Source organism: Thermoflexus hugenholtzii (genome assembly GCF_018771565.1).
GTDB lineage: Bacteria > Chloroflexota > Anaerolineae > Thermoflexales > Thermoflexaceae > Thermoflexus > Thermoflexus hugenholtzii_A.
Map to the genome: position 1 here is coordinate 1,138,921 of NZ_CP076326.1, position 22,729 is coordinate 1,161,649.

21 protein-coding genes and 1 tRNA gene are annotated in these 22,729 nt (G+C 67.7%); 13 read left to right on the top strand and 9 right to left on the bottom strand.

Annotated elements, in window-relative coordinates; translation table 11 throughout:
* Positions 1 to 524: 524 nt before the first annotated feature.
* Positions 525 to 1,118, top strand: a complete 594-nt coding sequence (locus KNN16_RS05125; RefSeq protein ID WP_303899555.1) for a DUF3105 domain-containing protein — start codon at positions 525 to 527, stop codon at positions 1,116 to 1,118.
* 5 nt (positions 1,119 to 1,123) lie between these two features.
* On the opposite strand, the gene KNN16_RS05130 is transcribed toward KNN16_RS05125, so the two are convergent.
* Positions 1,124 to 2,371 carry a polysaccharide biosynthesis C-terminal domain-containing protein gene (locus KNN16_RS05130; RefSeq protein WP_303899558.1) on the bottom strand — a complete coding sequence of 416 codons (1,248 nt, stop codon included), beginning with the start codon at positions 2,369 to 2,371 and terminating at the stop codon, positions 1,124 to 1,126.
* A gap of 144 nt (positions 2,372 to 2,515) precedes the next feature.
* Between KNN16_RS05130 and KNN16_RS05135 the strand changes: the two genes are divergently transcribed.
* From KNN16_RS05135 to fabD, 3 genes are all read left to right on the top strand, one after another.
* Positions 2,516 to 4,564 (top strand): glycoside hydrolase family 2 TIM barrel-domain containing protein, encoded by a 2,049-nt coding sequence (locus KNN16_RS05135; RefSeq protein WP_303899560.1) that lies wholly within the window; start codon positions 2,516 to 2,518, stop codon positions 4,562 to 4,564.
* 448 nt (positions 4,565 to 5,012) lie between these two features.
* Positions 5,013 to 5,846 carry a hypothetical protein gene (locus tag KNN16_RS05140; protein WP_303899563.1) on the top strand — a complete coding sequence of 278 codons (834 nt, stop codon included), beginning with the start codon at positions 5,013 to 5,015 and terminating at the stop codon, positions 5,844 to 5,846.
* Positions 5,847 to 5,863: 17 nt separating this feature from the next.
* Positions 5,864 to 6,811 (top strand): ACP S-malonyltransferase, encoded by a 948-nt coding sequence (fabD, locus tag KNN16_RS05145; RefSeq protein WP_299287638.1) that lies wholly within the window; start codon positions 5,864 to 5,866, stop codon positions 6,809 to 6,811.
* A 1-nt stretch (position 6,812) separates the two neighbouring features.
* On the opposite strand, the gene ndk is transcribed toward fabD, so the two are convergent.
* From ndk to KNN16_RS05170, 5 genes are all read right to left on the bottom strand, one after another.
* Complete coding sequence (gene ndk / locus KNN16_RS05150; RefSeq protein WP_088569907.1) at positions 6,813 to 7,265, bottom strand: nucleoside-diphosphate kinase; 453 nt, start codon at positions 7,263 to 7,265, stop codon at positions 6,813 to 6,815.
* 51 nt (positions 7,266 to 7,316) lie between these two features.
* Positions 7,317 to 9,557, bottom strand: coding sequence for a glycoside hydrolase family 36 protein (locus KNN16_RS05155; protein ID WP_303899568.1), 2,241 nt, complete (start codon positions 9,555 to 9,557; stop codon positions 7,317 to 7,319).
* A 34-nt stretch (positions 9,558 to 9,591) separates the two neighbouring features.
* Positions 9,592 to 10,560 (bottom strand): quinone oxidoreductase, encoded by a 969-nt coding sequence (locus KNN16_RS05160; RefSeq protein WP_303899571.1) that lies wholly within the window; start codon positions 10,558 to 10,560, stop codon positions 9,592 to 9,594.
* 99 nt (positions 10,561 to 10,659) lie between these two features.
* Positions 10,660 to 10,753, bottom strand: a tRNA-Sec gene (locus tag KNN16_RS05165).
* A gap of 116 nt (positions 10,754 to 10,869) precedes the next feature.
* Complete coding sequence (locus tag KNN16_RS05170; RefSeq protein ID WP_303899574.1) at positions 10,870 to 11,964, bottom strand: BMP family protein; 1,095 nt, start codon at positions 11,962 to 11,964, stop codon at positions 10,870 to 10,872.
* A gap of 371 nt (positions 11,965 to 12,335) precedes the next feature.
* Here KNN16_RS05170 and KNN16_RS05175 point away from each other — a divergent pair, with 371 nt between their 5' ends.
* From KNN16_RS05175 to KNN16_RS05195, 5 genes are read left to right on the top strand one after another with little or no spacing between them, the layout of a single operon-like run.
* Entirely contained in the window at positions 12,336 to 12,662 is a 327-nt protein-coding gene (locus KNN16_RS05175; RefSeq protein ID WP_299287475.1) for a helix-turn-helix transcriptional regulator, read from the top strand.
* Between the two features lie 12 nt (positions 12,663 to 12,674).
* On the top strand, positions 12,675 to 13,193 hold the full coding sequence (locus KNN16_RS05180; RefSeq protein WP_299287473.1) for a DsrE/DsrF/DrsH-like family protein: 519 nt from the start codon (positions 12,675 to 12,677) through the stop codon (positions 13,191 to 13,193).
* A gap of 24 nt (positions 13,194 to 13,217) precedes the next feature.
* Complete coding sequence (locus tag KNN16_RS05185; protein WP_088569901.1) at positions 13,218 to 13,454, top strand: sulfurtransferase TusA family protein; 237 nt, start codon at positions 13,218 to 13,220, stop codon at positions 13,452 to 13,454.
* Positions 13,451 to 14,068, top strand: coding sequence for a hypothetical protein (locus KNN16_RS05190; RefSeq protein WP_303899583.1), 618 nt, complete (start codon positions 13,451 to 13,453; stop codon positions 14,066 to 14,068). Before KNN16_RS05185 ends, KNN16_RS05190 begins: the two co-directional genes overlap by 4 nt.
* A gap of 55 nt (positions 14,069 to 14,123) precedes the next feature.
* Positions 14,124 to 15,443, top strand: a complete 1,320-nt coding sequence (locus KNN16_RS05195) for a (Fe-S)-binding protein (protein ID WP_303899584.1) — start codon at positions 14,124 to 14,126, stop codon at positions 15,441 to 15,443.
* A gap of 57 nt (positions 15,444 to 15,500) precedes the next feature.
* Here KNN16_RS05195 and KNN16_RS05200 read toward each other — a convergent pair whose 3' ends face one another.
* Together KNN16_RS05200 and KNN16_RS05205 are read right to left on the bottom strand one after the other, a co-directional pair.
* Positions 15,501 to 16,037, bottom strand: coding sequence for a hypothetical protein (locus tag KNN16_RS05200; RefSeq protein WP_303899586.1), 537 nt, complete (start codon positions 16,035 to 16,037; stop codon positions 15,501 to 15,503).
* 266 nt (positions 16,038 to 16,303) lie between these two features.
* On the bottom strand, positions 16,304 to 17,068 hold the full coding sequence (locus tag KNN16_RS05205) for a YhfC family glutamic-type intramembrane protease (RefSeq protein ID WP_303899588.1): 765 nt from the start codon (positions 17,066 to 17,068) through the stop codon (positions 16,304 to 16,306).
* Between the two features lie 149 nt (positions 17,069 to 17,217).
* Between KNN16_RS05205 and KNN16_RS05210 the strand changes: the two genes are divergently transcribed.
* Together KNN16_RS05210 and KNN16_RS05215 are read left to right on the top strand one after the other, a co-directional pair.
* Positions 17,218 to 17,892: a response regulator transcription factor gene (locus KNN16_RS05210; RefSeq protein WP_303899589.1), complete on the top strand. Its 675-nt coding sequence runs from the start codon at positions 17,218 to 17,220 to the stop codon at positions 17,890 to 17,892.
* Positions 17,889 to 18,926 carry a sensor histidine kinase gene (locus KNN16_RS05215; protein WP_303899592.1) on the top strand — a complete coding sequence of 346 codons (1,038 nt, stop codon included), beginning with the start codon at positions 17,889 to 17,891 and terminating at the stop codon, positions 18,924 to 18,926. The genes KNN16_RS05210 and KNN16_RS05215 overlap by 4 nt, the downstream gene beginning before the upstream one ends.
* Before the next feature lie 548 nt (positions 18,927 to 19,474).
* On the opposite strand, the gene KNN16_RS05220 is transcribed toward KNN16_RS05215, so the two are convergent.
* A complete protein-coding gene (locus KNN16_RS05220; RefSeq protein WP_303899595.1) occupies positions 19,475 to 20,455 on the bottom strand; it encodes a phosphatase PAP2 family protein in 981 nt (326 codons plus the stop codon).
* Between the two features lie 49 nt (positions 20,456 to 20,504).
* Here KNN16_RS05220 and KNN16_RS05225 point away from each other — a divergent pair, with 49 nt between their 5' ends.
* Positions 20,505 to 21,539 (top strand): TIGR03617 family F420-dependent LLM class oxidoreductase, encoded by a 1,035-nt coding sequence (locus KNN16_RS05225; protein WP_369685871.1) that lies wholly within the window; start codon positions 20,505 to 20,507, stop codon positions 21,537 to 21,539.
* Entirely contained in the window at positions 21,509 to 22,726 is a 1,218-nt protein-coding gene (locus tag KNN16_RS05230; RefSeq protein ID WP_303899600.1) for an ATP-binding protein, read from the top strand. The genes KNN16_RS05225 and KNN16_RS05230 overlap by 31 nt, the downstream gene beginning before the upstream one ends.
* Positions 22,727 to 22,729: the final 3 nt, after the last annotated feature.

Genomic DNA, 22,729 nt, shown 5'->3' on the forward strand with positions numbered 1-22,729 from the left:
CTCCTACCGTTTTCATACGCTGGTTTATAATTTATAACCGCTTGATGCGATAGGGTTTATCTTTACATAACCTGATTGATGAGGATCGGTTCGGGATGAAGGGCGGACGCGGCCCTCTCGGGAACCGGGGATCCGCGCGGGCGTGTTGGGCTGCGAAGGAGAGATCTCCGGCGCTCCACGCTCCGCATGTCCCTTAGGGCTTTCGGTTTCCCGGGCGGGGGAGCCTCCGGCCTCGGGATGGAGGAAGCGGTGAATCGACGCCTTTCGCGGTCGCGGCCCGGAGCGCCCGGTGCGGTAGCGGAACCGTCCACTGGATCCGCAGGGCGGTATGGAGTTCGGGAGATCGTTGGGATGCTCCCGGAGGCGGATGGGTTCTCCCGATGGCTTAGAGGGGAGAAACCATCGTCCGAGGTGGGGGCTGCTGAGGGCGCCTCCTCATTTGGGGGAACTCCTGAGACGGCTGAAGTCCATCGCCAAGCTAAGTAGAATAAGGGAAATGGATCATATCCTGGAGGAGAATCCCGGTGGCAAAGAGAAGGAAAGGGAAGAAGCTGATCCACCGCGCCCCTCATCGATGGCTGCTGGGAGGGCTGGGGATCGCCCTCCTGCTTCTCATCGCCAGCGGTCTGGGGTGGTGGTTCCGGTCCCAGAGCGCCGCGTATGCCGCCTTTCAAGCAGCCGTGCTACGAGGCCAGCCCGCGCTCCAGCGCGTGGAATCGTTCCCCGACGAAGGCCGGGCCCACCTGGGACCCGGGGAGCGCGCGACCTATCGAACGGATCCTCCGACTTCCGGCCCCCACAGCCCGGAATCGGTTCCCCCGGGTTTCTACACCATAGAACAGCCTCCCGAGCGCCTGGTCCACTCCCTGGAACACGGCCTCGTGGTGATCTACTATGAGGACCCAGGGCCGGAGGCGCTCCGGACGCTCCAGGCGTGGGCGCGCATGTTCAATGGCCCTTGGGATGGGATCGTGGTCGTCCCCCGGCCCGGGCTCGGGCGGGCGGTGATCCTGACCGCCTGGACCCGCATGCTACGCCTGGAGTCCTTCGACCCAGAGGCCGCGGCCGCCTTCATCGACGCCTTTCGCGGTCGCGGCCCGGAGCGCCCGGTGCGATAAGGAGTTCAGCGGGACCTCAGGGAGGGAAGGAAGGCGAGGGCCATGGCCGCGGTGGAAACGAGCATGGCGATCGCGGCCCCCACCCCGCCCCAGCGGGGGATCAGGATCAGGTTCCAGCTCAGGTTCAGGGCCGCCCCCATGGCGAAGACGACCAGCAGCCTCCCCGACCGGCCCGCGCTGATCCAGACCGTCGCCCCCAGGCTGGAAAGGAAGGCGGGGATCCAGGTCAGCCCCAGCCACCGCAACATCGGGACCGCCGGGAGATAGCGGGGGCCAAAGGGAAGCCGGATCAGCGGTTCCGCCAGAAGCGCCATCCCGATGGCCATGCCCAGAGGAAGCGCCAGGTAGGCGCCGAGGAGGCGACGGGCCCGATGGGCCGGGGACTCCTCCCGGGCCAGCCGGGGAAGCAGCGCCACGGCGAGGGCGTTGCTGAGCAACAGCCCGGCCTCGTAAAAACGATACGCCAGGCTGTAAAAGCCCGCCTCCACAGATCCCCGCAAGCTCAAGAGCAGGAGGCTGTCCGCCCGCGCGTAGAGGGATCCCAGGATCCCAAAGGCCAGCATCTGGAGCCCCTCCCCCATCGCCTCGGGCGCCCACCGCCGCCCGGCGGCCGGCCAGAGCGGCAGCCCCACCCGTCGGGCGGCCAGCCAGAGGCCCAGGCCGTCCAGGGCCATCGCCCCCGCGAAGCCGAGCCACAACGCCGTCCATCCCCACCGCGCCGCCAGGGTCATGCCGGTGAGCCCCACCGTGCGCGTGAGGAACACCACCGCCGCCGCGCGGTCCAGCCGGCCAGCCGCCGCCAGGCGGGCGCCCTGCAACGGGATGAGCACCGTCAGGAACAGCAGCGGGGTCAGCGCCGGCAGCTCCGGTCGGATCGCCGGGGGCGCCACTGCTCCCCACGCCGCCAGCCCGGCCAGCCCGCACAGGCCCGCGATCCAGAGCCCCCGCAGGATCATATACGTGCTCACGCGAGGGGTATCGCCGCGGGTCAGATCCCGAATGATGAGCATCGAGAGGCCGGACTCGCCGCTCTCGTGGCCGAAGCGCAACCAGCTCTGGAGGGCGCTGAACCGTCCGAAATCGGCCGGGCCCAGCCAGCCGGCCAGCAGGAGGGTTTGAAAGAACCCCAGGAACCGCGACCAGGCCAGCGCCATCCCCCAGAGGGCCGACTGGACGGCCAGCCGTTCCCGCCACCGGGCATATCCGCCCGCCCGTTGCATCGCCATCGTCTCGATGCGCGCTCGCAGGCTCATCCGTCGGATATCCTCAGAGATCGGCCTCAGGATACCATGGGTCTCGCCGTCGGTCGACCGTCCGCTCCGACTGTTCCTCTCAAGCCGCCGCCTGTATACTGGAGGGCGATCCACGTCTATCCCGGGCTGGAGATTCTCTTCATCATGCGAGCGCACTTCCTTCCACATCCTGCGGAAACCCCCTCCGGGCTGCCCTCCGAGGGCTGGCGGGAGGTCTCCCTTCCCCATCAATGGGCTTTGGAGGGCATGGAGGCGGAGGTGGGCTGGTATCGGCTGGAGCTGCCGGCGGCGACGGGGCCCCGCCGCTGGGCCCGCCTGCGCGCGGATTACTTCGGCCGCGCGTGGGCGGATGAGCGGCTCCTCGGCGCCCACGAGGGGTACTTCGAGCCCTGGCTCCTGGAGCTCCCCCGGGAGCCCCACACCCTCTGGCTCCGCGTAGCGGCCCCCAAGGAGCCTTACGGCACCGTGTGGCCCCGCCTGAAGCGGCAGATCAAGGGGATCTTCGGCCAGCACGATTGCCGCCCCGGCGGCACCACCGCCCGCGGGCAGGAGCGGGGAACCGGCGGGCTGTGGGGAGGAGTCACGATCTTCGAGACCGGGCCGGTGGCGCTGCTCCATCTCACCCATCAAACCTTCCATCGCCCCCAGGGCTGGCGCCTCCGGATCCAGCTCACCCTGGACGCCCTCGCCGCCGGCCGCGCGGAGGTCACTTTCGCCCTCCGCCCGGAGAACTTCGAAGGCCTCTCCCTCACGACGGTGCGGACGCTGGACCTGGAGGCCGGACGACAGACGATCTCCCTGATCTGGGATCTCCCCGAGCTCCCGCGCTGGGAAATCTGGGAGCGGGGCTTCCCCCATCTCTACCGGCTGGAGGCCGCCCTGGGGGATCAACAGGCGGCGGCGCCCATCGGCTTCCGGACCCTCGGCCAGGAGGGCGCGTGGCTGCTCCTGAACGATCGCCGGGTGTTCCTGCGGGGCACCAACATCATCCCCACCCAGTGGCTGGCCGCCTACACTCCGGAGGACGCGGCGCGGGACGTCCGCCTGCTGAGAGCGGCGAACCTCAACGCCGTGCGGGTGCACGCCCACCTCACCCACCCGGCTTTCTACGAGGCCTGCGATCGGGAAGGGATCCTGGTCTGGCAGGACTTCCCCTTGCAGTGGGGCTACGCCGACGATGAGGCGTTCGCCCAGGAGGCCGTCCGCCAGGCGCAGGCGATGGTGGCGCACTTCGGGGCGCATCCTTCGATCTTTTTGTGGTGCGCCCACAACGAGCCCACCCACAACCGGTATACCCTGGCGCCCCTGGTGGCGGCGGCCATCCGGGCCGCGGATCCCACCCGACCGGTGAAAGAGGCCTCGGATTTCCGGGAGCACGCGTATCCCGGATGGTATTGGGGCCACATGCGGGACTTCCAGGCGTTGCCCGGCGCGCCGCTGCCCTCGGAGTTCGGGGCGCAGGCGCTGCCCCGGGCGGAGCTCCTCCGACGGGTCCTCGGCCCCGACGCCTGGCCGCCGAAATGGGAGACGTGGATGTATCACAACTTCCAGCCGGAGCAGACCTTCCGCGTGGCAGGGGTGGAGATGGGGGAGAGCCTGGAGGCCTTCGTGGAGAACAGCCAGCGCTACCAGGCCCGCCTCATCGAGTTCGCCATCCACACTTACCGCCGGGCCAAGGGGCAGATCACCGGTTACTTCCACTTTATGTTCGTCGAGCCCTGGGAAGGGATCACCTGGGCGGTGCTGGACGTGGAACGCGTCCCCAAGCAGGGCTATTTCGCCCTGCAGCAGGCTTCCACCCCGGTCCTGGTCTCCATCGTCCCCTATGTGGAACGGGCAGGGGTGGGCCAGCCGCCCCTGCGGGAGGTCTGGGTGATCTCGGACCTGGACCGGCCGCTCTCCCTGCGGGTCTCCCTCCGCCTGGAGGGACCGGTGGCCTTCCCCCTGGGGGAGATGACCGTGACCCTGGCGCCCCACGAGGTCCGTCGGGTGTTCGAGGTGATGGAGCTTTTCGAAGCCCCGCTGGACCAGCGGGAGGCCCTGGATGCGGCGAGCGCCGTCTTCCGGCAGCTGCCGCCCGGACGCTATTCGGTCATCGCGGAGGCCTGGGAGGGGGAGCGCCTCTGGTCCCGTCACGTCGTCGAGATGGAATACCTGGAACCCATCGGGCCGCAGGAAGAAGGGTTCTGGTGAGCGGATCCTTGCCTCCGGATTCGGAGCGAAGGGAGCGATGGGGAAACGAGGGCGCTCAGAGATCTCGTTGCGCGGAAAAGGGCGGGCGCTGTTCGCTGGCCTCGCCGAGTGGGTGGAGCCGGCGGAGTCGCCCCCTGCCCCGCCAGAGCCTTCGGTTTCGCGTCCTCCGGCCGAACCCTCCTCGGCCCCTCCGGTGCCGGAAGCGCCACCGGTCCCGGATGTGGAAGCCGGGGCCTCCGGGTCCGGGGATCGGGATCCCCAGGAGCGCCTTCCCTCTCCGACTCCCACAGGGGGGCGAGACGGAGACGGCTTTCGTTTCCTGGCCATGGAAGCGGCGCGAGCGGCGACCGTGAGGGCCTCGCCGCTTCCCGAGGCCGCTCCCCCCTCCTGGCGCTGGGAGGCCCCTCCTCCGGCTTCGGAGGGGATTCAAATCGACCCGGAGGGGCCGATGCGGGCGCTGCGCATCCCGGGCCTGCTGGAGCCCGAGGCCGTGGGCCCCATCGCGCCTTCTCTCGAGACATCTATGGAGACCCCTGAAGAAGGAGAGGCATCGATGGGACCTGTGCCCACCTCCTCCCCCGAGCGGCTCTCCGCTTCCCGCCCTCGTTCCGTGGACGAAGCCCAGACCCGCCAGCTCCACGGGCGGATCGATGAGCTCTACCGGCGCATCGCCGGCGGGGCGATCCCGGACCCGGGCTCCGCGGAGCAAGCCCTGAGCTGGCTGAAGCAGGCCCGCGAGGCGCTCCTGAAGCCCGATGGCTACGATGAGGCGGAATATTATTACAGCCTCGCCCTGACCCGATATGCCATCGCCCGCCGGCTCTGGCGCTGGTCATACACCTACGGGCTCTTCGTGTTCCTGTGGGGGCTGGCCTGGCTGGGGGCGTATCTCTGGGCCCTCACGGCCGGGCGGGGCTACAGCGCCTGGGTGGTCCCGCCCGGCTATGAGGGGATCTGGGAGCCGATCATGTGGGGCGGCCTGGGCGGGGTCTGCGGGATCTTCTACAGCCTTTACTGGCACGTGGCCATCCGGCGGGACTTCGATCGCCAGTATGTGATGTGGTATCTCGTCCAGCCGATCCTGGGGAGCATGATCGGGATGATCATCTACATGATCATCACCGTGGGGTTCTTCACCATCCAGGGAACCCCCGCGCCGGCCAACCCGCTTTTCATGTATCTGATCGCCTTCATCGCCGGCTTCCGGCAACGTTTCTTCCTGGAGCTCATCGATCGCATCGTTCAGACCTTCACCCCCAACCCGAGGAGCGGGAACTCCTAAGCGAGGAGGGATGGAGGATGCCTCCGCGGCTCGCCTTCGTCTTCCCCGGCCAGGGCTCCCAGTATGTCGGGATGGGCCGGGCGCTGTATGAGCGCTTCCCCGAAGCCCGGGCGATCTTCGAGGAAGCCGATCGCCGGCTGGGATACGCCCTCTCCCGGCTCTGCTTCGAGGGGCCGGAGGAGCAGCTGAACGACACGTTCTACACCCAGCCGGCGCTGCTCACCGTCTCCATCGCCGCTTACGAGGCGTGGCGAACTCGGGGCGGGCTCCCCCCCGATTGGGTGGCCGGCCACAGCCTGGGGGAGTTCTCGGCGCTGGTGGCCGCCGGGGCCCTCGCGTTCCCCGACGCCCTGCGGCTGGTGCAGGAGCGCGGACGATGGATGAAATGGGCCGGCGAGCAGCAACCAGGGGCGATGGCGGCGGTGCTGGGCCTGGAACGGGCGGCCCTGGAGGAGATCTGCGAGGAAGCCCACCGCGAGACCGGCGAGGCCGTGGTGGTCGCCAACGACAATTGCCCGGGGCAGCTGGTGATCTCCGGAGGCCAGCGGGCCATCGCCCGGGCCGGCGAGCTCGCCCGGGCCCGAGGCGCCCGTCGGGTGATCCCCCTGGCCGTCAGCATTGCGGCGCACTCCCCCCTGATGGCCCCCGCTGTGGAACCCTTCCGGTCGGTGCTGGAGACCATCCCCTTCTTCCCGCCCCGCGTCCCGGTGATCGGGAACGTGGAGGCCCGCCCCCTCGATGGCCACCCCGACGCCCTGCGGGCGGAGCTGGCCCGCCAGCTCATCGCCCCCGTCCGCTGGACGGAGAGCGTGCGCTATATGGTGGAGCAAGGGGCGGAGATCTTCATCGAGTTCGGCCCCCGGGATGTGCTGAGCGGCCTGATCCGCCGCATCGCCCCGCATGTGCGCACCCTCCGGGTGGAGGATCCGGAGACGCTGACGCAGGCCCTGCAGGCCCTCGATTGAATCAGCGCTCCAGGACCCAGGGGTCGATGGCCCGCTCATAGGAGAGGATCTCGTCCTCGCGGAAGAACAGCCCGATCTCAAAGGCGGCGGTCTCCGGCCCGTCGGAGCCGTGGACCAGATTGCGCCCGATGGTGAGGCCGAAGTCCGCCCGGATGGTCCCCGGCTCCGCCTTGGCCGGGTCGGTGGCGCCCATCGTCTTGCGCACCACCTCGATGGCCTGGGGTCCCTCCACCACCATCGCCACCACCGGCCCCGAGGTGATGTAACGGATCAGGCCCTCATAGAAAGGCTTGCCCTGATGGACCGCGTAATGCCGCGCGGCCAGCTCGGGGGTGATCCGCATCATCTTCAGCGCCACGATCTTCAATCCACGGCGTTCCAGACGGGAGATGATCTCCCCGATCAACCCACGCTGCACACCGTCCGGCTTGATGAGCACCAGCGTCCGCTCCATGAAGCGCCTCCGTCCACATAGGGTTTTGAAGTGGATTCGACCAACGGACGATCATATCGAAGCCCGACGGGCCTCCAGCACCCCCGTCCCCTGAAACGCCTGCTCGACCCGCCAGAGGCCCTCCCCTGCCCGCTCGATCGGACACGGCCTCCCGTTCCATCGGATCTCCGGCACGCCTCCCTCATCCGGGATCCCCAGCCAGACGAACCCCCGCGCGCGGGCTTCCCGGCGGAGCACCCAGCGCCCCCAGGAGGCTTCCTCCTCCCCTTCCACGACCTCCGCACCCGGCGGGATCCGAAGGGTGGAGCCCACCCACTGCGGTCCGGGTCGGATCGGCCGCAGGAGCCAGAGGGCCGCTCCATGCGGCGGCAGGTCCACCGGGAGGTTCCCCGTCAGCCGCTGGGCCCGGCCGGACCAGCGCTCAAAGCCCCAAGCCGGCTCCGGCAAGCCGAGGTCCCTCAGGGGCAGCGCCGTTCGCCAGGGCCGATCCTCCGGATTCAGGAGACCCACCCACACCGCCGGAGCGCCGCAAAGAGTTCCCGCCCGGCGCATCACCCGGGGGAACTCCCGTTCGAAGAGATCCCGCACCTCGGGCCGCTCCCCCGTGGGGGGAAGCAACGCCGCCCAGAGCGCTCGCCGCTCCTCCGGAAGCTCCGCCACCGGGTCGCTGACCAGGACCATCCCCCCGCTCAAGGCAACGGCGGTGAGCATCAGGCGGACCTCATCCTCCGTGAGGGAGGTGGCACGGGCGCGCAGCAGCAGACAGTCGGGATCGTTCCACCACCATCGGCGATGCATCCAGGAGCGGGTGAGGGTGTTCCGAAAGGCGTTCCGCGCCGCCGGGAGGCTGCGCTCGGCCCGAAAGGGACGGCTCAGGCCGAACATGCGGGGCTCCCAGTGGGGCGCCACATCCGGGCCGATTCGCATGCCGTCCACCAGGCCGATGGCGGGGCCTAAGGGGCAGCCACATCCGAGCAGGAAAGCGGACTCCCCGGCCGCCTCCCGGATGGCCCGGAGCCCCCGGCGGAGGGCCTGCGCCCGGGTGGCCTTCGGATCATAGCGGCGACCGGGCAGCGCCGCCGCATACAGGAAGTCCAGCTTCAGGTAAGGGAACCCCCAGCGATGGACCACCGTGCGGATCAGATCCTGAAGCCATTCTTCCACGCCGGGATGGGTGGGATCCAGGGCGCGGAGCCAGCGATACCAGTTGAAGCCGGCGGAGACCGGACGGCCCCGCGCATCCCGCAGCAGCCAGTCCGGATGCCTCCGGACGACCGCCGCCTCCGGCCACGTTAAGAAGGGCGCAAGCCACAGGCCCGGCGTGAAGCCTGCCTCCCGGATCTCCTGGGCCAGCGGGGCCACCCCCTCGGGGAAACGAGGACTGAACCGGGTCCATTCCCCCACCGCCGCCTGGAAGCCGTCGTCGATCTGGATCAGCTCCACAGGGAGGACTTCCCGCCATGCCGCCAGCGCCTGCAGGTTCGAACGGATATCGGCATCGCGCACGCGCGTGTAGTAGAAATACCAGGAGCACCAGCCGGAAGGAGCATGCGGCGGGATCCGGGGCTGCATCGCTCGGGCGACCGCCTCCGCATAGTCCCCGAACGGATCGGGATCGGTCGCCTCCCGGGTTTCCACCCAGATCCACTCAGAGGGAACCTCCTCTTCCGGGTCGACGGAGATCCCGTCCAGCTCGGCATACACGTGCAGCTGGGGCATCCCGCGCGCGTCCAGCTCGATCTTGACGAACTGATCCGCCGTGGTGATCTGGCCGACGATCAGCGCCCGCTCCCCCACGATCAGGGCGGCAACCAGATCGCTGCGTCGCACACCTGAGGGTCCGGGAGGAGCCGCCACATCGAAGGTCATAGGGGCACCCAGGGGTCCGAAAAGGGTCCCGGCGTCCCGGCCTTCCACCGGGGTGGTTCCGGCGAAGCTCCACGAGTGAAACCCGTTCCGGTAGAACCGCCAGCGGGAAGGCGGCAGAGGAGCCGCCACCGGCCCGGTCAGCACCGCCGCCCGGCGCAGGGCGATGGAGGAAGCCGCGCGCCGGCGCAGCTGCAACCGGACAGCCGTCGCCGCCCCGTAGCGGCGCAAGAGACGGATCGCCTCCCAGCCGGGCGCCTGGAAGACCTGTCGGAGCTCCTCGCCGGATCCGTGGAGATCGGAGAAAGGGGAGCGCTGTTCCTCCACCAGACGCCAAACGGTCGACGGCCAGGTCTGACCGTCGACCGCCTCAAGGGCGATCCCCGCGGTCCACCGCAGGCCGAAGGGGTCCAGGAAGGTGAACATCGATGAACAGGCCTCCGGGGAGCGCGGATTCAGGCTATGGGATCAGCAGGATCTTCCCCACCGTCTGGCGGGAGGCCAGGCGGCGGTGGGCCTCCGCCGCCTGCTCCAGCGGGAAGGTAGAGTCGATGAAGACCTTCAGCTGGCCGGTCGCCACCAGATGGAGCACCTCCCCGGCCCGCCAGAGCAGCTCCTCACGGGTCAGCAGATAATGCCACATCGAGGGACGGGTGAGGAACAGGGAGCCCTTCTGGTTCAGGATCTGCGGATCGGTGGGCGGGACCGGCCCGCTGGACTGGCCGAAGAGCACCATATAGCCGCGAGGGCGCAGGCAGTTCAGGCTCTTCTCGAAGGTGTCCTTTCCCACGGAGTCATAGACCACATCGACGCCGCGGCCATCGGTGAGGCGCTTGACCTCCGCCTCAAAGTCCTGCTCGGTGTAGAGGATCACCGCGTCCGCCCCCAGGTTGCGGACGATCTCGGCCTTGGCGGGGGAGGAGACCGTGGCAATCACCCGGGCGCCCCTTCGCTTGGCCATCTGCACCAGCAACGTCCCCACGCCTCCGGCCGCCGCGTGGATGAGACAGGTCTCCCCGGGCTTGAGGGGATAGGTGCTGACGGTGAGGAATTGCGCGGTGATGCCCTGGAGGAGGACCGCCGCCGCCTGCGGGAAATCGATGGCGGGGGGGAGCTTCACCAGACGATCCGCGGGCACCACGTTGTATTCCGCGTAGGAGCCGGAGACCCCGGCGTAGGCCACCCGGTCCCCCTCCCGGAACTCCGTCACCCCGGGGCCGACGGCGGCCACCTCGCCCGCCCCTTCCTGCCCGGGGATGAAGGGGAGCGAGATGCGGTAGAGGCCGGTTCGGTGATAGGTATCGATGAAGTTCACCCCGATGGCCCGGAGGCGGACCAGGACCTGGCCGGGGCCAGGGGTGGGGGTGGGGATCTCGTCCACCTGGAGGACTTCGGGGCCGCCGAACTGATGGATCCGAACCGCGCGCATCGTCTCCTGCCTCCGCGTGAGGATGAACCGCCTCGGTGGGCGCCTTTACGGGCCCGCCGGGGAAAGCGCGCTCCGAACGGCCTCTGAGCGCGCCGGCGACGGGAGCGGATGGGAATCGAACCCACCCCGGGCCGCGCCGCGGCCCGACACCGGTTTTGAAGACCGGGGGCCTCACCAGAGGCCAACCGCCCCCAGAGAGGGATTATAGCGATTTTACGCTTCCACAGAGAGAGGCAAAACAAGATCGGGGCAGGGTTCTCCTGCCCCGATCCGGTGCCCTGGGCCGGAATGGCGATGGACGGCGACGGCTTATTGCGGCTTGGCCGGCGGCACGTTGGTCTTGATCGTGCCGTCCTTCAGCCCCTTCTCGATCTCCGCCAGCTTCTGGCGGACCTCCTGGGGGACCTGGCTCTCCAGGTCGTGGAAGGGCGCCAGGCGCACCGGGCCGATCACGTTGCCGCCCTGCCACTTCCCTTCATAAGCGGCCTTGATCAGGTTGAAGGTCCCCTCGGTGAGGTCCTTCATCGCGCTGGTGAGGAGGACGCTGCGGGCCTCCGGCACCGTGTAATACTGATCGACGTCCACGCCGATGGCCAGGCACTTCTTGGTCTCCGCGCAGGCAATGAGGGCCCCGTTGCCCGTCTTGCCGCCCGCCCCGAAGATCACATCCACGCCCTTGTCCACCAGGGAGAGGGCGGTGGACTTGCCCCACTCGGGATCCGTGAAGGTCTTATCCAGCCCCACGTCGTTGTGGTAGACCACCAGGACCTCGATGTCGGGGCGGACGTATTTGGCGCCGGCGCGGTAGCCCTCGCCGAAGCGCCACACCGGCGGGACGGCATCGGTGCCCAGGACGGCGCCGATCTTGCCGGTCTTGCTCATCAGGGCGGCCAGGGCGCCGGCCATGAAGCCCGCCTTGTCCTCCTCGAAGATCAGCCCGGCGACGTTGGGGATGGTGCTCTCCTGGAACTGATCGACGCCGATGAATTTGACGTTGGGATACTTCTGGGCCGCCTCGCGGGTGGCCTCCCCGAGGGCGAAGCCCACGGTGACGATGACGTCATAGCCGGCGTCCGCGAACTGGGCGATGTTCTTCATGTAATCGTTGGGGTCCTGGGTCTCGATGTATTTGGCCTCCACGCCCAGCTCCTTGACCGCCTTCTGCACGCCCTCCCAGGTGCCCTGGTTGAAGGACTTGTCATCGATCTTGCCCACATCGGTCACCAAGCCCACCCGGAAGGGCTTCTTCGTCGGCGTCGCAGCGGGAGCAGATGTGGCCGCGGGTTGAGCGGCTGTGGGCGCGGGAGGCTGGGTGGGGGCAGGCGTCGCCGGCTGAGCACACGCCGTTAGAAGCAGGGTGAAAACCAGCGTGGCCAGAGCCCAGATTCGGATCCGTTTCGACATCGTGACCTCCTCTCCTCCGTGACTTTCTGGACGGCCGGCCAGGGCACACCCCGGATTATAACGGGCCTCTCCCGGTCCGACAAGGCCCCGCTCCGCATCCCATGACCTTGGCCTTTCGGCCTGGGGAATGGCCTCCGGCCCGAAAGGCGGATCCGGGATCCACCGGGCATGAGCGAGCCGCCGGACGCCGCCCGACAGCGAAGCCGTCTCTCCATCCCCTCTCCGAACGCTTTGTCCCTTTTCGATCACCTATATGATCCCAAAGCCCCCAAGCTTGTGATTTTCCGCACCAAAGGTTGTGACAGGAGACACAACCCCGGAGCGGGGTCTCCGGTTATCCTGTTAACCGGATAACCGGAGAGGAGTGGGGGATGCAGCGGCCGACCCGGCAGGAGATTTATCAGCTTCACGCGGAGATCTGCGCGGGCCTGGCGGATCCCACCCGGATCCTGATCCTTTACGAGCTGGCGGAAGGCCCGCAAACGGGCACGGCCTTAGCCCGGACCCTGGGGCTTCCCCAGTCCACGATCGCCCGCCATCTCCGGGTCCTGGCCTCGAAAGGGCTGGTGATCGCCACCCGCCGGGGCGGCGTCGTGGAATACGCCCTGGCGGATCACCGGGTGATCCAGGCCCTGGACCTGATGCGGGCGGTCATGCTGGATCGCATCCATCTCTACCAGCACATCGCTCAGTCCTGAAAGGAGGCCCCGATGGCTCTGGAGCAGATTGCGGAAGTTCCGGCCGCGGAGGCGGAGCGCGCTGTCCAGAACCGCCTCTCGATGGTGGTTTTCAGCGGCGATATGGATCGCCTGATGGCGGCCTTCATCATCGCCACCGGCGCTGCGGCCTCCGGCATGGACGTGACGATGTTCTTCACCTTCTGGGGGCTGCAGGCCATCAAGAAGCCCAGCCCCACCGGGCGCAGCCTCTTCGGGCGCATGCTCGGCGTCTTCCTCCGGGACATCCAGGGGGTCGGCCCCAGCAAGATGAACTTCGGCGGCCTGGGCCGCTGGATGTTCAAGAAGATGATGAAGGCCCACAACGTGACCCCGCTGCCCGAGCTGCGCCGCCTCGCGGCGGAGCTGGGCGTCCGCATGCTGGCCTGCCAGATGAGCATGGAGGTCATGGAGATCCGACGCGAGGATCTCATCGATGAGGTCCAGGACGTGGTGGGCGTGGCCACCTTCCTGGAGGAAGCGTCCCGCTCGAAGATCACCCTGTTCATTTGATCCGATCTGCCGAGGAGGTGCCCGATGGAGCTCAAGCCGGATCTCACCCTGGATCTCAAAGGGCTGCTGTGCCCCATGCCGGTGGTCAAGATCAACCAGGCGATCAAGAACGTCCCCGTCGGCGGCCTCATCGAGGCCTACGCCACCGACCCGGGGGTCATGGCCGACATCCCGGCGTGGTGCCGGAGCACCGGCAACGAGCTGGTCACGATTGAGAAGCAGGACAAGGTGATCCGCTTCGTGGTGCGGAGGCTGAAATGAGCACGACGGCGCTGTGGGGCGGGATCGTCCTCATCGCCCTGGCCCTGTGCGGGGTGGGCCTGGGATGGCGACTCCGGCGGCTGCTGGCCCATCCCTCCCGTCCGGATCGGGCGCCCCCGCGCGGCGCCGCGTGGCGGGGCATCCTCTACGCGTTCACCTGGGGCATGATGCCGTGGGCGAAGGAGAGCACCCGCCGCCATTTCCTCCCCTATGTGCGGGGGGTGCTCTTCCACATCGGCATCTTCGCCACCTTCGCCTCCCTGATCGTCAGCCCATGGCGTCATGCCCTCCCTCCAACGCTGGCCCAGGTCGGCCTGGGGCTCACCCTGATGGGCGCCCTGGGAGGGTTGATCGGCGTCCTGATGCGGATCCTCGATGAACGGCTCCGGGCCCTGAGCCATCCCGATGACTATGCGGCGGTGGTTCTGGTGACTGCGTGGCAGGCCGCCGGGACGGCCTTCTGGGCGGATCCGGGGGCGCTCCCCTTCTTCTACGGGCTCTCCGCCCTGACCCTGGTCGCCATCCCGCTCACCAAGATCCGGCACTGCCTGTATTTCTTCTTCTCGCGCTTCTTCTTCGGACGGTTCTACGGCCGACGGGCCGTGCTGGGTTAGGAGGCCGGAAGATCCGGTGGGGAACCATCTCCTTCCCGCTGACAGGAGGAACCTGATGAGCGAGCTCGTGCAGCAGGCGTTAGCCGCCTTCGAGAAATCCCTGGACCGGCGGTTGCTGGCGGCCCTCGAGGTCTGCGCGCGGTGCGGGATCTGCGCGGAATCCTGTCACGTGTTCGCCGCCGAGCCGGACTTCCGCAACGCCCCCGCCGCCAAGGCGGAAGCGGTCCGCCGGTTCTACCGGCGCCACCATGATCCCATCGGGCGTCTCTTCCCCTGGTGGGTGGGGGCGAAAGATCTCACCGAGGCGGACCTGGATGAGCTGGCGGAGCTCGCCTTCGGCGCCTGCACCCTCTGCCGTCGATGCACGATGAACTGCCCGATGGGGGTGGACACGGCCCTGATCATGCGGGCCGCCCGGGCGATGCTGACCGCCGCCGGGAAGGCCCCCGAGATGCTGGTGCAGCTGGCCGACGCCGCCATCGCCCGGGAGGAGAACCTGGAGCTCTTCCGGGAATTTTACATCGACCAGATCCGGGAGCTGGAGCGGGAGCTTCAAGAGCAGACCGGGGATCCCGCCGCTCGCATCCCGGTGGAGAAGGAGGGGGCGGAGATCCTCTACGTGGCCCTCTCCGGCGCCCACACCATCCTGCCCGCGGCCATCCTCTTCCACGCGGTGGGGGCTGACTGGACCTTGAGCATGTTCGAGGCGGCCAATTACGGCTACTTCCTGGCCGACCTGCAGCGGGCGAAGGCCATCGCCCGGCGGATCGTGGAGGAGGCCCGACGCCTGAAGGTGAAGGAGATCGTCCTGGCGGAGTGCGGGCACGCTTACACGGTCCTGCGCTGGGAAGCCCCGAACTGGTTCGAGGACTTCCCCTTCCGCGTGCGCAGCATCATCGAGGTCGCCGCGGAGTGGATCGAGCAGGGCCGCCTGCCCCTGGATCCCGCGGCGAACCCGGAGCCGGTCACCTACCACGACTCCTGTAACCTGGGCCGCAACGGGGGGCTGCTGGAGGAGCCGCGGCGGATCCTGCGGGCGGTGGTTCAGGATTTCCGGGAGATGAACCCGAACCGGGCGGAGAACTTCTGCTGCGGCGGCGGGGCGGGTCTGGTCGCCGTTCCGGAATGGTATGAGAAGCGCATGCGGGCCGGGCGCCGCAAGGTCGAGCAGATCCGGGAAACCGGGGCCCGCATCGTCGTCGCCTCGTGCGACAACTGCCGCCTGCAGCTCGGGGATCTGAACGATTACTACCAGCTCGGCGTCCGGGTCAGCGGGCTGATGGACCTCGTGGTCAACGCCTACCTGGCCGCCCGCCGGAGCTCCCCCACACGGCCCGCCCCCATCCCCACCCCGGCTCCAGTCTCCGTTTCCTAATCGGCAGACATCAGCCGGGCGGAGGGATCCAGAACCTCCGCCCGGCTGATGTTTCGACTATTCACGGTGCAAACCCGTCGCAATCTTCTCGAAGAGCTCCCACCTATCTTTGTATTCACTCAAATCTTTTGGATATATCGCACAATGAGTTGATTCGGGAGTTCGTGGCCTACGACCACCTCGCTTCTTGATTATCTCTTCTTCGTATTTCCTGTATATCAAATCCCTTAAATCCTCCCAAGTTAATACATAAAACAGATCTTCTCCATAAAATTTTCCGCGCTGAACAAGAACACAAATTAAATTAGAATACAATGAGTCTTTCGGGGATTTTAGGATTTGACGACCCCCATTAATTTCGATATTAGCAAACTTACGGACATCAAATTGCCATGAAGAGTTACTTTTTATAGTTTTAACTTGGACATATATGAAATTTCCGGATTGATCCGTTGCTACAATATCGATATGCGGAATATTTCCTGCAAACGGCGTAGCGCTAAATCCACGTCGACAAAGCTCAGCAGTAACCAGATACTCGCCAAACCTCTGAATTGTATATTGATCCCACGATTTGGATTTAATTTTAAACATATTTGCCTCCAATTTGATGTTATTAAATCATTATAAGGTTTACGTAGTTTCCTGCGTATTCCGGTCGTGGCCCCGAGCGGAAACCCAAAGCCAAAGAACTGGCAACAGGAGTCGTCCATCGACCCCTGCCCCGGAGGCCGGAGCCTCCAAGGAGTTTCTCGCATAAAGCATGTCTTTTAGTCATCTGCTACTTATCGGCAGGCCACTTCCATAATAACGCACTTCCATAATAACGTCAGAGGAACACCTTGTCAACTGCGTAACTCCTACGTTATCGACCCAGCTTTGCGCAACCGGATGAAGATTCCTCCCAGGAAGAGCCCTACCCAGAGGGCGATCAGGCCTTCGGCGACTCCTATCCCCCATCGGGACATGGCGGCGACCGCTGTTCCATTCACCAGCGTGTGGAGGAGCACGGCCGCCGCCCAGCCTGTCCGGCGCGCCCGACGGACGCCGTCCCAGATCACGAGGGAGAGCCCGACGTGCAGCAGGATGGCCATCCCGCGCTCCAGGACCCCCACCCACACCCAGCCGGGCGGCGTGGCCCAGTAAGCGGCGACGGGGGCTTCCATCCCCGGGGGGATCGGGATCAGCCCTTCGCGCATCAGGAGCATCCCCATCAGGGTCGTCCACCCCACCAGGCCGAGGGCAAAGGCTTCCGTCCCGCCATGGGCCAATCCCAACACCACCGCATCCGTCAACCCCAGGATCTGTCCGTGTCGGGCCTGACGGCGCTGGGCCCAGCGCATCCCCCACCAGCGGGCGGTCTCCTCGAACAAGCCTGCGGACAGGCTGAGGACGACCCAGTTGAACGCGAGGGGATCCCGGGGTGGCGGAAGCAGGCCCTGCCGGAAAAGAGCGGTCAGCCCGGCCAGGAGCGGCAACCGCACCGCCTGCGCCCCGAGGAAGGTCAGCGCCCCCACCCCCAGCCAGGCGACAGGCCGACCCCAGCGCCCCCTCGCCCAGAGGGCCAGGGCCGGCCCTCCGAAGGCCATCACCAGCCATCCCAGCATCCGCAGGACATCTCCCATGATCCTCTCGCATCCCGGTTTGTCAAATCTACGGTTTTACTTTAAAAATATTTTGAACCCGATGAGGGCAAACTCCCCAGAAGCGGGCGATCCGCTTCGTCAACCCGGAGGGGGAGACGCCGCGGAGCCGCTGGAAAGGAGGCGCGGCGATGTCGTATCGGGTCCTGATTGTGGACGATCATCCCCTGTTCCGCAAAGGCGTCCGGGACACCCTGGCCCTGGAACCGGGCTTTCAGGTGGTCGGGGAAGCGGCGGACGGCCAGGCCGCTCTGGAGATGATCATGCGTCTGGCCCCTCACCTGGTGCTGATGGACGTGCATCTCCCGGTCCGGAACGGCCTGGACGTGATCCGGCAGGCCCGCGCCCACCGGTTCGAAGGCGCCATCCTGGTCCTCACCGCCTATGACAGCGAGGAGCAGATGCGATATGCCGTTCGCATCGGCGCGAACGGGTATTGCTCCAAAGACACCCCTCCCGAGCAACTCCTTCAGAACATCCGTCACGTGCTCTCCGGCCGCTACGTCCTGGGATCCCGGGTGCTGACCGCCCCCGAGGTTCGACAGATCATCGGCGAAGCGGAGGCGGAAGAGGATCTCAGCCTCTCCCCTCGGGAGCGGGAAATCCTGCAGTACGTCGCCCTGGGCTACAGCAACAAGGCCATCGCCGAGCGGCTGGGGATCAGCCAGCAGACGGTGAAGAACCACATGACGGCCATTTTGCGTAAACTGGATCTGAGCGATCGCACCCAGGCCGCCATCCTGGCCGTGCGCCGCGGATGGGTCCGTCTGCCTGAAGAGCCCATCTCTCCGGAGGAGAAATCGTGAGCGAGCCGACATCCCCGCTCCAGGATCTGATGGCCTACTGCCGCGAGGAGCAGGAAGCCGCGCGACGGCAGCTCGCAGAGGTGCAGGCGCTCATCCGACAGACCTCCGCGGACGTGGAGCGGCTGGCCCAGCGCAGCCTCCAGCTGACGAATCAGATCAAGCAGATGGAAAGCCGCCCGGGGAGCACCCCGCCTGAGGAGATCATTGAAAGCTACCAGTCCGCCATGGACATTCAAAAGCGTCTGTGGCTGATGCGGGGCCAGCTGGAGAAGTTCCAGAGCCTGGAAGCCCACCTCCGTCGGTATGTGGAGGCTCTCGACCGCATCCTCTCAACCCTCGCCGCGCTGGAAGCGGAGAGCGCCTCCGCCCGCCCAAGCGTGGAGCCGACCCTGATCGTGCGGCTCTTCGAGGCTCAGGAGCAGGAGCGGCAGCGCCTGGTCCGCCAGCTGCACGATGGACCTGCCCAGGCCCTGACCAACCTGGTGTTGCAGGCCGAGATCTGCGAGCGGCTCTTCCAGCGGGATCCGGAGCGCGCCCGGGCCGAGCTGGCCGCTTTGAAGAACGCCGTCGCCGAGACCTTCCAGCGGATGCGGGAGTTCCTCTTCGATATCCGCCCCATGAGCCTCGACGATCTGGGGCTGGTCCCCACCGTGCGACGCTATGTGGAGACCCTGAAAGAGAAAGTGAAGTTCTCCCTCCAGCTCCAGATCAGCGGCGAGGAGCGTCGTCTGGCAGCCCATCAGGAGGCCGCGCTCTTCCGGATCGTCCAGGAGCTGCTCACCAACGTTCGCCTGCATGCCCAGGCCTCCCAGGCCACGGTGCGGCTGGCCTTCACCCCGCAGGGGGTGCGCCTGGAGGTGGAGGACAACGGGGTGGGGTTCGACGTGGAGGAGGCCATGGCCCAGGCGCCTCAGCGCAAGACCATCGGCCTGACTTCCATCCGCCAGTGGGTGGAGATGCTGGGCGGGCAGCTCTCCATCACCAGCGCCCCCGGCCGGGGGACGCGGGTGGCCGTGTTCCTCCCGAACCCGTGAGAGGCGCACCTTACGAGTCGAACGAATTCGACCTGCTGAGGCCTTCGGCCGGCGGTCGGCCTGCGCCGAATGAATTCGGCCTCGAGAGGCCTTCGGCCAACGGTCGGCCTGCGCCGACCGAAAAGGCATCCTTCGCGTCGGCGGAGGCCGACGCCCGGCGCGCAGCGCCCGGAGAGGCCGATTTCAATCGGCGTGAAAGCCTCCGGCCAACGGTCGGCCTGCGCCGACCGAGGAGCGTCGCTTGCGTCGGCGGAGGCCGACGCCCGGCGCGCAGCGCCCGGAGAGGCCGATTTCAATCGGCGTGAAAGCCTTCAGCCAGCGGTCGGCCTGCGCCGACCGAAAAGGCATCCTTTGCGTCGGCGAAGGCCGACGCCCAGCGCGCCAGCGCCCGGAGAGGCCGATTTCAATCGGCGTGAAAGCCTTCGGCCAACGGTCGGCCTGCGCCGACCGAGGAGCGTCGCTTGCGTCGGCGGAGGCCGACGCCCGGCGCGCAGCGCCCGGAGAGGCCGATTTCAATCGGCGCAAGGGGCGCAAAGAGGCCCGAGGCGCTACAGGCGAAAGCGCCCTCCGATCCGGCGGGCGAGCCGGAGGCTTGCGGCGCGGAACATCCGGGAGCGGAAGAGGGCTCCGCTGAGCCCGGCCCCCAGCAGCGCCCCCGCGACCACATCCAGGGGATAATGCACCCCGCCATAAACCCGGGCCAGGCTGATCCCGGCCGCCAGCCCCATCGCCACCCACCCGACCCGACGGTTCCCCGTCTTCAAGGAGACCGCGATGGCCCAGGCCACCGTCGCGGCGTTGCTGGGGAACGAGGAATCCGAGGGATGATAGAAAAGCAGATGCACCTCATGGTCCGTGAAGGGGCGAGGACGGAAATACACCGCGTTCATCGCCTCCAAGAGGGCGCCGCTGAGGGGAACGGCGAGGACGGCCCGCAGGACGGCCGCCTGCTGCACCGGATCGCCGCTCCACCACATCCACCAGGCCAGCATGGCCAGAGCCGTGGGCACCGCATAGTCGTTGATCAGCAAGCGGGCCAGCCCGTCCAGCCAGGGAACCCGGCCGGCATAGGCGTTCAACGCGAAGAAGAGCGGCACATCCCAGCGCCAGAGGATCAGCAACAGCGCGAGGAGCCCACCCCACAGAAGCGGCCGGAGCCCGGCGTTCCTCACCCCCTCAGCCCCCGGCTCCGGCCTCTCGCCCCGTGAAGGATGCGGATCGGAGATCGCTACACCGGAGGCGGGCCGGGATCCGGTCAGGGCCTGCAGCGCCCGCAAGACCCCCCACGCCCCCAGCATGGCCAGCCCGCTCATCGCCGCCAGCTCCGTGCCTGCCGGCCCCGGCGTCCAGATCTCCGGGACGCCCGCGAAGAAGCCGATGCCGCTGGCCAGCAGGAGGAGAACCCCCACGCCCTGGAGTTCCCACGAGGCGCGGCCTCGGCCCCAGCGGAGGAGGAGGACCCCCAGGGCGACCGCCCACGACGCCCCCAGGTAGCCCGCCACCAGATACCAGGCCATATACGACCGCACGATCCTCTCCCTCAGGGAACCTGTCGAGCCGGATTATAATGGCAGAAGAATGATCCCACCGAGAGGCGATCCCATGCATCTGGACGCCGCGCTCCACTACGACCGGCTGAGCGAGGTTCCGGATCTGGCCCGGGCGGCGGAGGCCATGGGCTTCGACGGGATCTGGACCCACGAGACCCGCCACGATCCGTTCCTGCCGCTGGCCTTAGCCGCGGAACACACCCGGCGCATCCACCTGGGGACCGGCGTGGCCATCGCCTTCGCCCGCAGCCCGACGGTCATCGCTTACACCGCCTGGGATCTGGCGGCCATGGCGCCCGGCCGGATCTTCCTCGGGCTGGGCACCCAGGTGAAAGCGCACATCGAGCGCCGCTTCGGGATGACCTGGGATCCCCCTGTCCCCAAGCTTCGGGAGACCGTGGAGGCGATCCGGGCGGTGTGGGCGTGCTGGCAGAACGGGGAACGGTTGAACTACCGGGGCCGCTTCTTCAAGCTCACCCTGATGTCCCCTTTCTTCAACCCCGGCCCCATCCCGGATCCGCGCATCCCCATCCTCCTGGCGGGGGTGAACCCGCCGCTGGCCCGCCTGGCCGGCGAGGTGGGCGACGGCTTCTTCGTCCATCCCTTCCATACCCCTCGCTACCTTCGGGAGGTCCTGATCCCAGCGATTGAGGCCGGCGCGCGCAAAGCCGGCCGGCGGCCCGAGGAGATCCTCCGGGTGGGCAGCGTCTTCGTCATCACCGGCCGGGATGAGGCGGAGATGCAGCAAGCCCGGGAGCTCGTCCGCGCCCAGGTCGCCTTCTACGGCTCCACGCCCTCCTATCGGCGGGTCTGGGCCCTCCACGGCTGGGAAGCCATCGGGGAGCAGCTCTCCGCCCTGGCCGCCCGGGGGCGCTGGGAGGAGATGCCGGCGCAGGTTCCCGATGAGGTCCTGGAGGCTTTCGCCCTGACCGCCCCGCCCGAAGGGGTCTGGGAACGCCTGAAAGCCACTTACGAAGGCCTGCTGGATCGGGTGATCCTGTATCAACCCTTCCGGCTGCAGGATCGGGAGCTATGGGAGAGGATCCTGAGCGGGCGACGGTAAGCCCGGAGATCTCCGCGGAGGTCTCCCCTCGCACCTCCCTGCTGCTCCGGCTTCTGGAGGAACGGAGCCCGGCGGCCCGGGTGCTGCGGGCGCGCCCCCCCGTCGACCGGCCGGTGGAAGAGACCGTTCGCTTTCCCTTCCTGGCCATTGTCGGCCAGACCGAGATGAAGCTGGCGCTGGTCCTGGCCCTGATCAACCCGGCCATCGGAGGGGTGCTGCTGATGGGCGCCCGGGGCACCGGGAAGACCACAGCAGTGCGAGGCTTGCTGGATCTCCTCCCGCCGGTGGAGCGCTCCCTCTGCCCTTACGGCTGCGAGCCGGAGGCTGCCTACACCCTGGGCTTTCATATGATCTGCAAGGATTGCGCCCGCAAGCTGGGCCAGGGGGAGCCCATCACCGCGCCGGATCGCATGCGGCTGATCGAGCTCCCCCTGAACGCCCGCCTGGAGGACGTGATCGGGGGGCTGGATGAGCAGGCGGCGATGGAGGGGAAGGTGCGGATCCGGCGCGGCCTCCTGGCCCAGGCGGATCAGAACGTGCTCTACGTGGACGAGGTGAACCTTCTGGATCCGGAGATCGCCAACGCTATCCTGGACGCCGCCGCCCTGGGCCGATACACGGTCCGACGGGGACCCCTGGCGGCCACCTACCGCGCCCGCCTGATCCTCATCGCCTCGATGAACCCGGAGGAGGGGCCGTTGCGCCCTCAGATCCACGATCGCTTCGGACTGCGAGTGGTGGTCCGCGGCTTGACGGACCCGCGGGACCGGCTGGAGGTGTATCGCCGGGTGCGCCTGTTCCGGACGAATCCCTACGCCCTGGTGGCCCAGTGGGCTCAGGAGACCGCGGCGGCCGCGGCGGAGATCGCGGAGGCCCGCCAGCGACTGCCCCGGGTGGCCATCCCGCCGGAGCTGGAGCAGGAAGCCATGGGCTGGATCTACCGGCTGGGCATCGAATCCAGCCGCGCGGAGGTCGCCCTCCTGGAGGCCGCCCGGGCCTACGCCGCCGCCGACGGCCGGGAAACGGTCACCCGGGAGGATCTGCAGGCGGTGGCGCCGATGGCCCTCCGCCAGCGTCGCAGCGCTTTCATCGCCGCCTTCATCGCCCAGCAGGAAAAGGAAGACGAAGAGATCCGGGCGGTGATCCAGGATCGCGTGCGCCCGCCCCGACGGCGCCGTCGAGCATGAGCG